This is a genomic window from Myxococcales bacterium (assembly GCA_016717005.1).
Classification (GTDB): Bacteria; Myxococcota_A; Polyangia; order Haliangiales; family Haliangiaceae; genus UBA2376.
Genome location: JADJUF010000008.1, coordinates 350,285 through 364,331, shown reverse-complemented (window position 1 = coordinate 364,331; position 14,047 = coordinate 350,285). Strand labels below are relative to the sequence as shown.

Genomic DNA, 14,047 nt, shown 5'->3' with positions numbered 1-14,047 from the left:
GAGCTCGCATGACCGACGTCGCCCGCACGCCCACGCTCGCCGCCGATCCGGCCACGCCGCTGGCCGGCGCCGAGATCATCGTCGCGGTCGGCGGCGGCATCGCCGCGTACAAGGCGTGCGAGCTGGTGCGGCTGCTGATCAAGGCCGACGCCAAGGTCCAGGTGGTGATGACCCGGCGCGCGACCCGGTTCGTCGGGCCGCTGACGTTCCAGGCGCTGTCGGGCCGGCCGGTGTTCACCGATCTGTTCGACGCGACCCAGGAGGCCGACATCGGCCACATCCGCATCGCCGATCGCGCCGATCTGATGATCGTCGCGCCGGCCACCGCCAACGTGATCGCGCGCCTGGCCGCGGGCATGGCCGACGATCCGGTGACGACCGTGGCGCTCGCGACCCAGGCGCCGCTGCTGCTGGCGCCGTCGATGAACGTCAACATGTGGCAGCACCCGCTGACCGCGGCCAACGTGCGCCGGCTGGTCGACGTCGCCGGCGCGCGCGTGGTCGGCCCCGGCGACGGCTTCCTGGCGTGCCGCTGGGTCGGGCCTGGGCGCCTGGCCGAGCCGGCCGACATCGTCGAGGCCGCGGCGCGGATCCGCGCGCCGCAGGATCTGGCCGGGCGCGCGATCGTCGTGACCGCCGGGCCGACCCACGAGCCGATCGATCCGGTGCGCTACGTCGGCAACCGCTCGAGCGGCAAGATGGGCTACGCGCTGGCGGCGGCGGCGGCGCGGCGCGGGGCCGCGGTGACGCTGATCGCCGGGCCGACCGCGCTGCCAGACCCGGTCGGGCTGACCACCGTCCACGTCGAGGACGCCCGGGCGATGGCGCGGGCCCTGGCCGACCACGCCTGGACCGGCGACGCGGTGATCATGGCGGCGGCGATCGCCGACTTCCGGCCGCTGGCCGCCGCCGACAAGAAGCTCAAGCGCACCGAGATCGGCCTGGCGCCGAGCATCGTCCTCGACGCCAACCCCGATCTGCTGGCCGGCCTCGGCGCCGAGCGCGCGCGCCGCGGCGCCGGCCCGCTGCTGGTCGGGTTCGCGGCCGAGACCCACGACGTCGTCAACTACGCGCGCGCCAAGCTGGCGGCCAAGGGCTGCGACCTCGTGGTCGCCAACGACGTCAGCGCCGCCGACGCCGGGTTCTCGGTCGACACCAACCGGGTGGTCGTGGTCGAGCGCGACCGCACCACCGAGGTGCCGTTCGGGCCCAAGACCGTGGTCGCGCACCGCATCCTCGACGCGGTCGGCGCGCGGCTGGCCGCGCGCGCTACTTGAGCGCGGCGACCAGCGCGTCGTAGCTCTGGCGCCCGATCGAGGCCGAGCGCGCGGTGCCGTCGGCGCGCAGCACCAGCGTGAACGGCACCGCCTTGATCTGCAGGCCGCGCGGAGCTGGCCGTCGTCGACCAGGGCCGGGCCGGTCCACCCGATCTTGGCGAGGACCTCCTGGCCGACCTCGGGCTTGCCCGCGACCTGGACCGCGACCGCGGTGACGCCGCGCTCGCGCGCGGCCCGGGCGGCCTCGGGCAGCTCGGCCAGGCAGTGGGGGCAGCCGGGCCGCCAGAACACCACCAGCGCCGGCTGGCCGCGCAGCGTGCTGGGGTCGAACGGCGTGCCGGCGGCGGTGGGCACGGTCAGGCGCGCGGCCACGTCGCCGGCGGGGACCGGCGCGCCGCGCTTGCACGACGCCAGCGCGGCGACCAGGGTGAGCGCGACCACCAGGGCAGGAGCGATCCGTGGCATAGACAGGTGGTGGGTAGCACGAACCAGCCGGGCGCGCCCGACGACCTGCCGGCCGAGCTGGCCGCGCTGACCCGCGACCTGCGCGCGCGCGTGGCGTGGCACCAGCGCGGCGGCACCTACGCCACCAGCGCCCGGCCGTCGCCGCGACCTGTGCCCACAGCCGACGCCGCCGCGGCGCCGGCGACCGAGCTGCCGGTGGCCGAGCTCGACGAGGCCGCGCCCGCGCGGACCCTGCCGATGATCCGCGACGAGCTCGGCGACTGCCAGCGCTGCAAGCTCGCAGGCACCCGCCAGAAGATCGTCTTCGGCGTCGGCCCGGCGCTGGCGCCGATCATGTTCATCGGCGAGGCGCCCGGCGCCGACGAGGATCGCCAGGGCGAGCCGTTCGTCGGCCGCGCCGGCGAGCTCCTCGACAAGATGATCGAGGCGATGGGGTGGGGCCGCGGCGACGTCTACATCGCCAACGTCCTCAAGTGTCGGCCGCCGGGCAATCGCGACCCCGAGGTCGACGAGGTCGGCGCGTGCCGGCCGTTCCTCGACGCGCAGATCGGCGCGGTGCGGCCGCGGGTGATCGTCACGCTGGGCCGGCCGGCCGCCAACGCGGTGCTGGGCGTCGACGCGCCGATCAGCGCGCTGCGCGGGCGCTTCCACGAGCACCGGGGCATCCGCGTGATGCCGACGTTCCACCCGGCGTACCTGCTGCGCGAGCCGGCGCGCAAGCGCGACACCTGGAGCGATCTCAAGCAAGTGATCGCCGAGCTCGAGCGCCTGGGCGTGGCCGCGCGCGCCCGCCGCGCGGATGACGCCGCGCGGATGACCGCCTTCGACGACGAGCTGGCGATCGAGGCGGCCGAGGCGCGCCTGGTCGCGCCGCTCGACGCCCACGCGGCCGCGACGATCGCCGCGCTCCGGGTGGGCGAGCGTCCGCCGCCGTGGCCGACCGCGGCGCAGGCGCCGGCGCTGGCCCGGCTGGCCGCGCGCCACGATCGCGCGTGGGCGGCGCGGGCGCGCACGCTGGTGCGCTGGCACCACGCGGCGCGGCTGGCCAGCGATGTCGAGGTCGCGGCGGCCGCGCGCGGGCCGCGGACGATCGCGGGGCTCGCGGCCCGGCTGCGCGCCCTCGGCGGCGCCGCGGCGCGGCTCGGGTTCGCCGACGTCGGCGCGCTGATCGCGACGCTGTACGGCGCGCCGCTGGCCGCGATCGACGGCGGCGCGGACGACGACGACGACGACGACGATGGCGCGGCGCCGCCGCTGCCGGGCGCGCCGCTGCCGACCTGGACCGACGTGCGCGATCACCTGGCGCAGCTGGTCGGCGTCGACGGCGGAGGGCTGGTGGTGTGCGACGACGCGGCGGCGGCGGCCACGGTGGTCGCGACCGGCGGGGCGACCTGCCTGTTCCCGCGGGTCACCGATCTCGCGAGCCTGACGGTCGCGACCCACGAGCTGGGGCACGGTCTCTACGCCACCGCGATGCGCGGCCTGCCGCTGGGGCTGGCGGCGGCGCCGAGCCGCGCGGTCGACGAGGCGGTGGCGGCGTGGGCGGTGCGCGCGCTCGAGCCGCGGCTGCCGCCGGCGTGGGCCGCGGTGGCGGCGTGGCGACGACGGCGCGGCGCGCGGACCCGGCGGCGGCTGGCGGCGATGGTGCGCCAGGCGCTCGCGACCGGCGACGCGACCGCGGCGTGGGCGGCGACCATGGGCGCGCGCGCGCCGGCGGCCTACCCGGCGATCGTCGACGAGCCCGGCGCCGCCGTGGCCTACGCGGTCGCCGATCGCCTGGCGCTGGCGCCCGGGCCCGGCGAGCTGGCGCGGTGGGGCGCCTGCGGCGCGGCCCTCGACGTGGCCGACCTCGGCGTCGACGCGGGCCTTCTGGCATGATGCCCGGCATGCGTGCGCTGGTCGCGTCGCTGATCGCGGTCGCCGCTTGTCGCACGGCGATCGACGTCGACGCGCTCGCGCGGCGGGCCGGGCCCGACGGCGCCGCCGACGAGCTGCGCTATCGCCTGGCCGCGCACCCCGGCGATCCGTGGCTGTGGACCGCGCTGGCGACCGTCGAGCAGCGGCGCGCGCGGCCGGGCGCCGCCCTCGACGCGCTGACCCGGGCCGCGGCGCTCGGCGCGCCGTTCCGCGCGGGCCTCGGCGCCACCGATCGCGCGCGCCTGGCGGCCCTGCTGCTCGAGCGGGCCCAGGCCCGGGTCGAGCGCGGCAGCCCCGGCGCCGACGCCGACGTCGCCCAGGCGCGCGCGCTGGGCGCGCGGATCGAGCCCGCGCTGAACCACGCCGCGGCCCGGGCGGCGATCGCCGGCGACCTGGCCCACACCGATCCGCAGCGCCGGGCCCGCGGCCTGGCGCGCCTGCGCGAGGTCGACCCGGTGCGGGCCGCGGGCTTCGCCGACGACGCGTCGGACGCCGAGGTCGCGACCACCGCGGCGTGGCTCGCGCAGGTCGGTGCGCGTCGCACCGCCAACGAGCTGCTCGACCGCCGGGCCGAGGCCGCGGCCGGCCGCGGGGCCCGGCCGCGCTGGACCGCGGCCACCGTCGAGCGCTGGCTCGAGCTGCGGCGCTGGTGGTCGGGCACCGACGATCCGGTCGACCTGCCGACGCTCGATCACGCGCGCGCGCTCGGCGCCAGCACCTGCGCCTTCGCCCGCGGCCCCACCGATCCAGGCTGCGACGTGATCGCCGCGGCCGGCAGCGCCGCGCCCGCGGGGCCATCCTGGGAGCCGGCGCTGGTCGCGGCCTGGCAGCGCGACGGCTGGCGGGTCGCGGATCCGGACGTCGCGGCGGCCTGGATGATCGTCGCGGCCCGGGCCACCGCCCGCGGGCAGCTGCCGTCGTGGGCGCACGCGGTCCGGCTCCACGTCGACCTCGACGCGGTCCGGAACGCGCCGGGCCGGGCGCCGTGGCTCGACGACGCGCTGGCCGCCCTCGACGAGCGCGGCCCGTTGCCGACGATGCTGGCGCGCGCGCTCGAGCGCCCGCCGGCCGAGGACGCCGCGTGGCCGCGCCGGGTCGCGGCGCTGGCCGCGTCGACGCCGGCGCTGCTCGACGCGCTCGCGGCGATCGCGGTGGCGTACGCGCGCGACCCGGCGCTGGCCGATCGCCGGGCCGAGGACGCGGCCGCGCGCGCTGGATCTGGCGGCGAGCGCGCCGGCGATCGGTCGCGTGTTCACCGCGCTCGGAGACCCGGCCCGGGCGCGCGCGTGGTGGCAGCGCGGCTTCGACGCCAGCCCCGAGGAGCCGGCGCTGGCGCTGGGCCTGGCGCTGGCGATGGTCGACGCCGGCGATCCGCCGGCCGCGCTGCAGCTCGTGACCCGCGCGGCCGCGGGCTCCGGCGACGCCGCCGCCACGTTCTACGCGGCGGCCCGCGGCTTCGCGGCGGTGGGCGCGACCCTCGACGCGGTCGGGCTCGCGCGCCAGGCGATCGAGCAGGGCGCGCCCGGCGACGAGGACCTCGCGGCCGGCCTGGCCGCGGCGCTGCTCGCGCGGCTCGGGCGCGATCGCAACGCCGCCGAGGTGGCGGCGCTGGCGGCGCTGCCGGCCGCGGGCGATCTGTCGGCCGTCGACGCCGAGCTGGCCCGGCTGCGCGCGGCCGACCCGGCGACCGCGATCGCGGGCCTGACCGCGCTGGCCCGCGCCGCCGATCCGGCGGCCGCGCACCTGGCGATCGCCGCGCTGCGCGCGATCGCGCACGATTGATCGCCAGCGCCCGGGCCGGGCGCGGTACCGTCGGCCGTGGCCGACGCGCATGATCTGGCGCCCGACGAGCGTCGGGAGCTCCTGCGGATCGCGCGCGCCACGCTGCGCGAGTTCGCGGACTCGGGCCGGATCCCGCCGGGCAAGCCGCACCGCGCGTCGCTCGTGGTCCCGGCCACGGTCGCGGTCGCGCTCGTGCTCGACGGTCGTCCGCTCGCGCGCGCCGTCGGCCTGACGCCGCGGCCGCTGTACCGCGCGATCCAGGAGGAGCTCGTCGCGGCGGCGCGGACGGTCACCGCCGAGCGCTCGCTCGACGACGACCTGGTCGATCAGCTGCTGATCGAGGTCGAGGTCGCGACCGCGGGCGACCCGGCGGTGCTGCGCGAGCCCTCGCGCGCGACGTAGACGCCGCTGGCGATCACCAGTGCGCCGCCGACCGCCGCGTAGCGCGCCAGCGGCTCGTCCCAGACCAGCGCGCTGACCGCGACCGCGACCAGCGGCTCGAGGTAGGTGAGCATCGCGGCGCGCGCGCTGCCGATCCGGCCCAGGCCCCACACGAACGCGGCCCCGGCGACCGCGCCGGTGGCGATCGCGCCCAGCGTCAGCCAGGCGACGCCGCCGACGGTCGGGTGGCCGCCGGCGACCAGCGCGAACGGCGCCATCAGCACCGCCGCCGCGAGCGCGTGGTAGGAGATGGCGCGGGCGGCGCCGATGCGCTGCCCCAGCCGGCGCACGACGAAGACGTTGCCGGCGTAGGCGACCGCGCTGATCGCGCCCAGCGCGGCGCCCAGCGGCGCGCCGCCGCTGCGCCACGGCTCGAGCACCAGCGCCAGCCCGGTGATCGCCACCAGCGACGCCGGCACCGCGCCGCGCACGGCCTGCCGCTCGATCCGCGGCGCCGCCAGCGCCACCAGCACCGGCGCGAGGTAGTGGGTCAGGACCGCGATCGCCACGGTCGTGGTCTGCATCGCCGCGAAGAACGTCAGGACGTTGACCGCGTCGAGCAGGGCGTTGCCGGCGAGCAGCGCCAGCGTGGTCCGGTCCCAGCGCACCGGCGCCGCGCGCAGCGCCGCCGGCAGGGTCGCGACGCCCATCACGACCAGCACCAGCACGCCGGCGGTCGCGCTCGGCAGCTCGGCCGGGCGCAGGAACACGCTCCAGGTGCCCCACGACGCCGCGGCCGCGGCGACGGTGATCGACGCGCGCGCGCGGCCAGGGGCAGGGGCTGGCGGCACGACGGGCGGCACGCCGGGACCTATACTCTCGCGGTGCGCGCCGAGGAAGCGTTCGTCCGGGACTTTCATCGCGACCACGCCGGCGCGACCGCGCGGGCGCTGGCCCGGGGCGTGGTGGTCGGCACGACCGCGTCGTCGTACGACGCGGTGGCCGCGGCGGTGCCGCCGGGCGCGCGCGCGATCGATCTCGGCTGCGGCGACGGCTACCTGCTGGCGCGGCTGATCGCCCGCGGCCACGCCCCGGGCGCGCTGCTTGGGCTCGACGTCAGCGCCGACGAGCTGGGCCTGGCGCGGGCGCGCCTGCCGGCGGTGGCGCTGGTGCACGCGCGGGCCCAGGCGCTGCCGCTGGCCGCCGGCGCGTGGGACGCGGTGGTCTCGCACCTCGCGTGGACGCTGATGCCCGACCTCGCGGCGATCGTGGCCGAGCTGGCCCGGGTGCTGACGCCGGGCGGGCGGTTCGTGGCGCTGGTCGGCGGCGGCCCCAAGGGCGACGACGCGTTCGCTGGGCTGCTGGAGCTGGCCCGGCCCTTCGCCGCGGCGGCGCCGCCGACGCCGCGGCTGGGCGATCGACGCGCGCGCACCGATCCGGGCCTCGCCGAGCTGTTCGCGCCGGCCACCGGCTTCGCGCCGCCGCGGGTCGACGACCTCGCGATCGATCTGTCCGGCACCGCCGCGGCGGTCTGGGACGCGCTGGCGCCGAGCTATGAGCTCGCGACGCTCACGCCCGCGGCCCGGGCCGAGCTCGCCGCCGCGTTCGTCGCCGCCGCGCCGCGCTGGCGGCGCCCCGACGGCGCCATCGCCGCCACCATGTACGCCCGTCTGGTCACCGCGATCCGACGGTGACATCGCGCGTCGCCGCCACCAGGTACGCCCGGCGAGGCCGCGTGATCCGACGGTGACGTCGCCCCATCGTCCACGCTCGGCCGGTCAGCGCGCCCCGACGGTGCCGCCGCCCGTCGCCCCGTCGTCCCGATCAGACGTTGAACAGGAAGTGCATGATGTCGCCGTCCTGCACCTCGTAGGTCTTGCCCTCCTGGCGCATCTTGCCGGCGGCCTTGAGCGCGGCCTCGCTGCCGTGCTGCTCGAGGTCGGCGAGGCTGTAGACGTTGGCGCGGATGTAGCCCTTCTCGAAGTCGGTGTGGATCACGCCCGCGGCCTCGGGGCCGAGCGCGCCCTTGCGCACCGTCCACGCGCGGATCTCCTTCTCGCCCGCGGTGAAGTACGACTGCAGGCCCAGGAGCCGGTAGCACTCGCGCGCGAGGCTCGCGAGCGCCGGCTCGGTCAGCCCGTACGACGCCAGCAGCTCGGTCTTCTCCTCGTCGCTCATGCCGGCCAGCTCGGCCTCGATCTTCCCGCACAGGATCACCACGCCGGCGCCCTCGGCCGCGGCCCGGGCCTTGACCGCGTCGCTCCACGCGTTGCCGGCGGGCAGGTCCTCCTCGCCGACGTTGCAGCAGTACAGGACCGGCTTGGCCGTCATCAGGCCCCAGGTCGACATCGCCTTGACGTCGTCGTCGGACAGCTCGAGCGACCGCGCCGCCTTGGCGCTGGCCAGGTGGGCGGCCACCTTCTCGGCCAGGGCCAGCTCGGCCTTGGCCTCCTTGTTCCCGCTCTTGGCCTGGTTGCCGGCCTTCTTGACCCGCTTCTCGACGGTGTCGGCGTCGGCCAGGATCAGCTCGAGCTCGATGATCTCGATGTCGCGCATCGGATCGACCGAGCCGGCGACGTGGACCACGTTGGGATCCTCGAAGCAGCGCACCATCATCAGGACCGCGCTGGTCTCGCGGATGTTGGCGAGGAACTTGTTGCCGAGGCCCTCGCCCTGCGACGCGCCCTTGACCAGGCCGGCGATGTCGACGATCTCGACGATCGCCGGCAGCACCTTCTGGGTCGGGATGTGCTTCTGGATCCGGTAGAGCCGCTGATCGGGCACCGGCACGATGCCGACGTTGGGGTCGATGGTGCAGAACGGATAGTTGGCGGCCTCGGCCTTGCCAGCGGTGAGCGCGTTGAACACGGTGCTCTTGCCGACGTTGGGTAGACCCACGATCCCGACGGACAGCGACATGGCGGGACTCGTACCGAGAATCGTCGCCGCGCGCAAGCCGTGCGCGGCCTCACGCCGACGATCGCCGCCGCGGCCGGCGTGCGATGCTCCCGCCCATGCGGACGCTCCTGACCGCGCTGGCCGTCGCCAGCGCCCTGGCCCTGACGGCGTGCGGCGACGACAGCGGCGCCGGCCCCGACGCCACGATCGACGCGCCCAGCGGCGACATCCTGGCGCAGCTCCAGGGCCTGCCCGAGGTCGACCACGTCGTCGAGCAGCCGACCACCCGGGCCGGCTACCGCTACTTCGAGCTGTGGTTCACCCAGCCGATCGACCACGATCACCCCGAGGCCGGGACGTTCCTGCAGTACGCGACCTTGATCCACACCGACGCCGCCGCGCCGCTGGTGCTGCTGCACACCGGCTACGGCAACTGGTACTACGACTACCCCGGCGAGGTGGCCCGGCTGTTCCACGCCAACCAGCTCGTCATCGAGCACCGGTTCTTCCGCACGTCCCGACCGCCGGCGCTGGCCGACTGGGCGTTCCTGACGATCGCCCAGGCCGCGGCCGACCACCACCGCATCACCGTGGCCATGCGCCGGCTCTACCGTGGGCCGGTGCTCGAGACCGGGGCGTCCAAGGGCGGCATGACCTCGATCTACCACCGGCGGTTCTTCCCCGACGACGTCGACGTGACCCTGGCCTACGTCGCGCCGATCTCGTTCGCCGCGCCCGACTACGCCTACGAGCCGTACCTCGAGGGGGTGGGGCCGCCGGCGTGCAAGGCCGCCCTGCGCGCGGTCCAGGCCGAGATGCTGCGCAGCCGTCGGGCGGCGCTCGAGAGCCGGGCCGCCGCCGAGGCGGTCGAGCGCGGGCGCAGCTACCAGCGCATCACCTTGCCGGCGGCGGTCGAGTCGGCGGTGATCAGCCTCGAGTGGGCGTTCTGGCAGTACGCGGGCGTGGGCTACTGCGGGGCGATCCCGCCCGTGACCGGCACCGACGACGAGCTCTGGGACTTCTTGCAGGTCATCTCCGAGGTCGGCTCGTCCGACGACGACAACCTCGCCGAGTTCGAGGCGTACTATTACCAGGCCGAGACCGAGCTCGGGTACCCGGGCACGATGGACGAGCACCTCGACGGGCTGACGGCGTTCCCGAGCTCGGCCTACGACGGGGCGTACCCGCAGGGCGTGACCCGCCCGGCCTACGCCGCGACCGCGATGACCGACGTCGACAGCTGGGTCCGGGCCAGCGGCGCCCGGATCCTGTTCCTGTATGGCGAGTGGGATCCGTGGTCGGGCGGCATGTTCGATCCGGCCGGGCGCCCCGACGACCTGCGGGTGGTCGCGCCCCAGGCGCCGCACGGCGCCGGCATCACCGATCTGTCGGCCGCCGATCAGGCCGAGGTGCTGGCCCGGCTGCGGGCCTGGACCGGCGTCGAGCCCGACCTGACCAACCTGCGCAAGCCGGGCCCGGCGCTGCGGTCGCCTCGGCCGCCGCGACCGATCGCCCGGCGCTGACCGCGACCGGCCGACGGTGGTACAACACCGTTCATGTCGGCCCCCCGCACAGCGCTGGTCACGGGATCCACCGATGGCATCGGCAAGGCCACGGCCTTGGCCCTCGCCCGGGCCGGCCTCCGGGTCGTGATCCACGGCCGCAACCGCCCCAAGGTCGAGCAGGCGGTCGCCGAGCTGACGGCCGCCGCGCCCGAGGCCGAGTTCATCGGCGTCTCGTTCGATCTCGGCTCGTTCTCGACGGTGCGGCGCGGCGCGAAGGAGATCGCCGAGCAGATCGATCGCCTCGACGTGCTGATCTGCAACGCCGGCATCTTCGCCAACGAGCGGGTGCTGGTCGCCGACGGGCTCGAGGCCACGCTCGCGGTCAACCACGTCGGCCACGTGCTCCTGACCGAGCTGCTGATGCCGCTGCTGGTGGCCGCCGCCCCGGCGCGCGTCATCGTCGTGGCGTCGGTGGCGCACACCCGCGGCCGGATCCACATCGAGGACCTGTCGCTGGCGGGCGCGTACACCGGCTACGCCGCCTACGCCCAGTCGAAGCTCGCCAACGTGATGCACGCGCTCGATCTGGCCGAGGCCCACCCGCCGACCGAGCTGGCGGCGTACGCGATCCACCCCGGCGTGATCTCGACCAAGCTGCTGCGCGACGGCTTCGCCGGCATGCGCGGCGGCACGACCGCGATGGGCGCGGCGCTCGCGGTCAAGCTGGCGACGGCGCCGACGATCGCCGAGCCCAGCGGCACGTACTACAACGAGGGCGTGCCGACGCCGCCGAGCGTCGCCGCCCGGGACGCCGGCGTCCGCGCGGCGCTGCGCCTGGCCACGCTGCGCTTCGCTGGCCTCGCCGACGCCGGATGAGCGAGCCGAGCTACGCGACCCGCCGGGCCGCGGCGCTCGCGCACCTGGCCGCGGCGGATCCGGGCGCGGCGTTCACCGAGTTCCGGTTCACGCTGTGGCACCCGCGCGCGATCGCGCCGGACGAGCTGGCCGACGCGCTGGGCGTGCTGGCGCAGATCCTGGTCGCGATGGCGCAGGGCGAGCTGGCCACGCGCGCGGCCCACGCGTCGGTGCACCCAGCCGACGTCGACGGGCTCTACGACCTCGGCTACCACCTGATCGAGGCCGGGCTGCCGGCGATCGCGGCGACGGTGCTGACGCGCGCGCTCGAGCTGGCGCCCGACAGCGAGCCGGTCGTGACCGAGCTGTGCGCGGCGCTCGAGCGCCACCTCGCGTACGGCGAGGCCCGGCGCCTGCTCGAGCGCTACCCGGCGCTGGTGGCCGAGCGGTTCCTGTGCCGGTACCTGTTCGCGTACAACGCCGTGATGAGCGGCGACCTCGAGGTCGCGCGGCGGCTGGCGCCGACGCTGGTGCCCGAGGACGACAACCACGTGATCATGGCCGCGCGGATCGCGGGGTTCGTGGCGCGCGCCGACCGCCTCGCCGGCGCGGCGCCGCTCGACGCGCTCGATCTGCGCGGCTGGCACCACGTGATCAGCGGCGGCGTGCTGCTGCACCGCTCGCCCCACGGCCTCGACACGCCGATGCACGGCCGCTACGCGTGGTTGCAAGACTCGTACGACCGGATCGCCACCGGGCTCGCGGTGCTGGCCGAGGTGCTGGCGTGCTGGCGGTGGACGCCGGCGTGCGTCTACGCGCCGCCGGGGCGCGGCCACGAGGCGGTGGCGCTGGCGGCGGCGGCGCGGTTCGGGGTCGCGGTGGCGCCGTGGCCGATGGTCGGCGCGCCGGCGCCGGGCCTGGTGGTGATCCACGACCTGTCGGAGCTGGCGCCCGCCGACCTGGTGCGCCTGCGCGAGCGCCGCCCCGCGCAGCTGGTCTACGCCCACGCGGCGTGCTGGACCGACGACAGCGCGATCGCGCCGGACGTGGTCAACCTGGTGCACCAGAGCCTGGTGGCGCCGTGGGACGCGCGGCTGGCGCTGCCGCCCGACGCCGACGGCCCGCGTCGGTCCGCGCCCGACGAGCGCGCGGCGGCGGCCCTGGCCGAGGCGATCGCGGCGGCCCGCGCCGACGACGATCCCGTCGACGAGATCGCCGCGGCGCTCGCGGTGGCCGCGGTCGTGGGCCCGCCGGCGCCGGGCGCGCGCGAGCGCTGGTGGGCCGGCGGGCCGGTGCCGTCGAACCGGTTCGTGTGACGCCGCGGTCGCCTCACTCGCGCGCGCCGTACCACGCGGCCAGCTCGCACCGCGCCGGCTTGCCGCGCAGGGTGTAGCCGCCGTCGTCGGCGCCGCCGGCGCCGCTCCACTCCCAGACGAACAGCCCGGCGAGCACGTCGTCGCCGGCCCAGGCCGCGGCCAGCGCGGCGAACGCGCGGCGCTGCTCCTCGAGATCGATCGCGGTGGCGCGCAGGTAGTCCCAGGGCGCGCGGGTGGCGCCGTCGCGCGCGACGTAGCCGACCTCGGTCAGCCACAGCGGCTTGCCGTGCTGCCGCGCCCCGGCGCGCAGCTCGGTCCGGGCCGCGCGCCAGGCCGCGGCCAGGGTCGCGACGTCGGCGTCGTCGCGCTGGGCCAGCTCGAAGTAGCCGGTGACCCCGACCGCGTCGAGCCGGGGCCAGAAGCTGACCTCGCGCCAGTGGTCCCAGTTGGCGCTGTAGAGCAGCCGCCCGGTGAACGCCCGCCGGGCCCGGCCGATCAGGTGGTACCAGCGCTCGCGCCAGTGCTCGGTCGAGCCCAGCTCTGAGCCGACCACCAGCGCCGCGGCGTCGTGGGCCGCGGCCAGCGCCGCGTAGTGCAGGATGAACCGCTCGTACGCGCTCCACCACGCGTCGACGTCGGTCGGCGCCAGCGTGCCGCGCCACTGGCCGGGCCCGGTCACGTCGAGCACGACGATCGGGAACACCGTCGCCGCCAGGCCCCGCGCGGCGGCGGCGGCGAGCGCCGCGGTCACCTCATCGTCGCTGGGGGTGATCGGCCCCGGCCCCAGCTCGGTGGCGCGGACGTCGCGCTGCCGCCAGCCGACCACGAGCGCGACGTCGGTGGCGCCGAGCGCGCGCAGCTCGTCGAGCGCCCGCTCGATCGCGGCGGCGTCGACGGGCGGCCACAGGCCCAGCGCGACGCCGGCGTGCGGCGGCGCGCGGCCGGGCGGGACGATCAGAGGGCACGCGGGTCCGGCGTCGCCGGGCGGCGAACCCGCGGCTATTTTTTTCGCTTGGGCGTCTGGCGCGGCGGCGGCAGCGCCAGCTTGGTCAGCGACGCCTCCATCGCGTCGGCGACCGCGCCCTCGACCGCGCTCTTGAGCGCGAACGTGCGATCGGCCGGGCGCAGCTTCTTGCCGACGTCGACCTTGATCGTCGCCGAGCCCTCAGCCGCGAACGCCATCACCCGGTCGGGGATGGTCTCGCCGAACGTGCGCAGCTCGAGCCGGATGATCAGGCGCTTCTCCTGGTTGATCGACGCGTCCTTGTCCTCGAGCTCCTCCTCGTAGGACGTGATCTCGACGTTCATCCGGTAGGCGCCGGCGATCTTCTTCTTGACCAGCCAGGCCTTGAACTTCTTGGCCGCGACCTTGGGGTCGGGCGCGCCGTCGACGGTCGCGAGCTGCGGGTGGGTCGCGAGCACCTTCTGCCACTCGGCGGTCGCGAGCGGCAGGGCGTCAGCGGTACCGGCCGGCAGCCCGGCGGTGGCGGTCACCTCGATGAGCTCGATGTGGTAGCGCTTGGGCTTGCCGGCCGCCGCCGGGGCAGCGCTGGCACACACCGCGGCGATCGCGAGCGCGACCAGGGCGACGAGACGGGGCAGGGTGGAGCGCACGCGGCCATCATGCCGCGTCGAGCGCGCGTGGTACACT

Annotated in this window: 12 protein-coding genes and 2 pseudogenes; 8 read left to right on the top strand and 6 right to left on the bottom strand. The window is 76.7% G+C overall.

Annotated elements, in window-relative coordinates; all coding sequences use genetic code 11:
• Positions 1–8: 8 nt before the first annotated feature.
• Positions 9–1,277 (top strand): bifunctional phosphopantothenoylcysteine decarboxylase/phosphopantothenate--cysteine ligase CoaBC, encoded by a 1,269-nt coding sequence (gene coaBC, locus IPL61_11355; protein ID MBK9031903.1) that lies wholly within the window; start codon positions 9–11, stop codon positions 1,275–1,277.
• On the opposite strand, the gene IPL61_11350 is transcribed toward coaBC, so the two are convergent.
• Together IPL61_11350 and IPL61_11345 are read right to left on the bottom strand one after the other, a co-directional pair.
• The gene (locus tag IPL61_11350; protein ID MBK9031902.1) at positions 1,270–1,425 is read right to left on the bottom strand and encodes a hypothetical protein; all 156 of its coding nucleotides are present in this window, start codon (positions 1,423–1,425) and stop codon (positions 1,270–1,272) included. The genes coaBC and IPL61_11350 overlap by 8 nt on opposite strands.
• Positions 1,395–1,742, bottom strand: a pseudogene (locus IPL61_11345) (TlpA family protein disulfide reductase). The gene IPL61_11350 and the pseudogene IPL61_11345 overlap by 31 nt, the downstream one beginning before the upstream one ends.
• 237 nt (positions 1,743–1,979) lie before the next feature.
• Here IPL61_11345 and IPL61_11340 point away from each other — a divergent pair.
• The 3 genes and pseudogenes from IPL61_11340 (at position 1,980) to IPL61_11330 (ending at position 5,843) form a co-directional block, all read left to right on the top strand.
• Positions 1,980–2,501: pseudogene (locus tag IPL61_11340) on the top strand (uracil-DNA glycosylase).
• 2,406 nt (positions 2,502–4,907) lie between these two features.
• Positions 4,908–5,441 (top strand): hypothetical protein, encoded by a 534-nt coding sequence (locus tag IPL61_11335; protein MBK9031901.1) that lies wholly within the window; start codon positions 4,908–4,910, stop codon positions 5,439–5,441.
• Between the two features lie 36 nt (positions 5,442–5,477).
• Positions 5,478–5,843, top strand: a complete 366-nt coding sequence (locus IPL61_11330) for a hypothetical protein (GenBank protein ID MBK9031900.1) — start codon at positions 5,478–5,480, stop codon at positions 5,841–5,843.
• Here IPL61_11330 and IPL61_11325 read toward each other — a convergent pair.
• A complete protein-coding gene (locus tag IPL61_11325; protein ID MBK9031899.1) occupies positions 5,768–6,685 on the bottom strand; it encodes an EamA family transporter in 918 nt (305 codons plus the stop codon). The genes IPL61_11330 and IPL61_11325 overlap by 76 nt on opposite strands.
• Positions 6,686–6,706: 21 nt before the next feature.
• Between IPL61_11325 and IPL61_11320 the strand changes: the two genes are divergently transcribed.
• A complete protein-coding gene (locus tag IPL61_11320; GenBank protein MBK9031898.1) occupies positions 6,707–7,516 on the top strand; it encodes a class I SAM-dependent methyltransferase in 810 nt (269 codons plus the stop codon).
• Between the two features lie 130 nt (positions 7,517–7,646).
• On the opposite strand, the gene ychF is transcribed toward IPL61_11320, so the two are convergent.
• Entirely contained in the window at positions 7,647–8,735 is a 1,089-nt protein-coding gene (gene ychF, locus IPL61_11315; protein ID MBK9031897.1) for a redox-regulated ATPase YchF, read from the bottom strand.
• 101 nt (positions 8,736–8,836) lie between these two features.
• Between ychF and IPL61_11310 the strand changes: the two genes are divergently transcribed.
• Genes IPL61_11310 through IPL61_11300 form a run of 3 tightly spaced genes read left to right on the top strand, consistent with a single transcriptional unit; the run spans position 8,837 to position 12,396 of the window.
• A complete protein-coding gene (locus IPL61_11310; GenBank protein MBK9031896.1) occupies positions 8,837–10,243 on the top strand; it encodes an aminopeptidase in 1,407 nt (468 codons plus the stop codon).
• 33 nt (positions 10,244–10,276) lie between these two features.
• Positions 10,277–11,101: an SDR family NAD(P)-dependent oxidoreductase gene (locus IPL61_11305; protein ID MBK9031895.1), complete on the top strand. Its 825-nt coding sequence runs from the start codon at positions 10,277–10,279 to the stop codon at positions 11,099–11,101.
• Positions 11,098–12,396: a hypothetical protein gene (locus IPL61_11300; protein MBK9031894.1), complete on the top strand. Its 1,299-nt coding sequence runs from the start codon at positions 11,098–11,100 to the stop codon at positions 12,394–12,396. Before IPL61_11305 ends, IPL61_11300 begins: the two co-directional genes overlap by 4 nt.
• Positions 12,397–12,409: 13 nt before the next feature.
• Here the strand turns inward: IPL61_11300 and IPL61_11295 are convergent, their stop codons facing one another.
• Positions 12,410–13,222 carry a hypothetical protein gene (locus tag IPL61_11295; GenBank protein MBK9031893.1) on the bottom strand — a complete coding sequence of 271 codons (813 nt, stop codon included), beginning with the start codon at positions 13,220–13,222 and terminating at the stop codon, positions 12,410–12,412.
• A 173-nt stretch (positions 13,223–13,395) separates the two neighbouring features.
• Positions 13,396–14,010 carry a hypothetical protein gene (locus IPL61_11290; GenBank protein MBK9031892.1) on the bottom strand — a complete coding sequence of 205 codons (615 nt, stop codon included), beginning with the start codon at positions 14,008–14,010 and terminating at the stop codon, positions 13,396–13,398.
• Positions 14,011–14,047 lie beyond the last annotated feature (37 nt).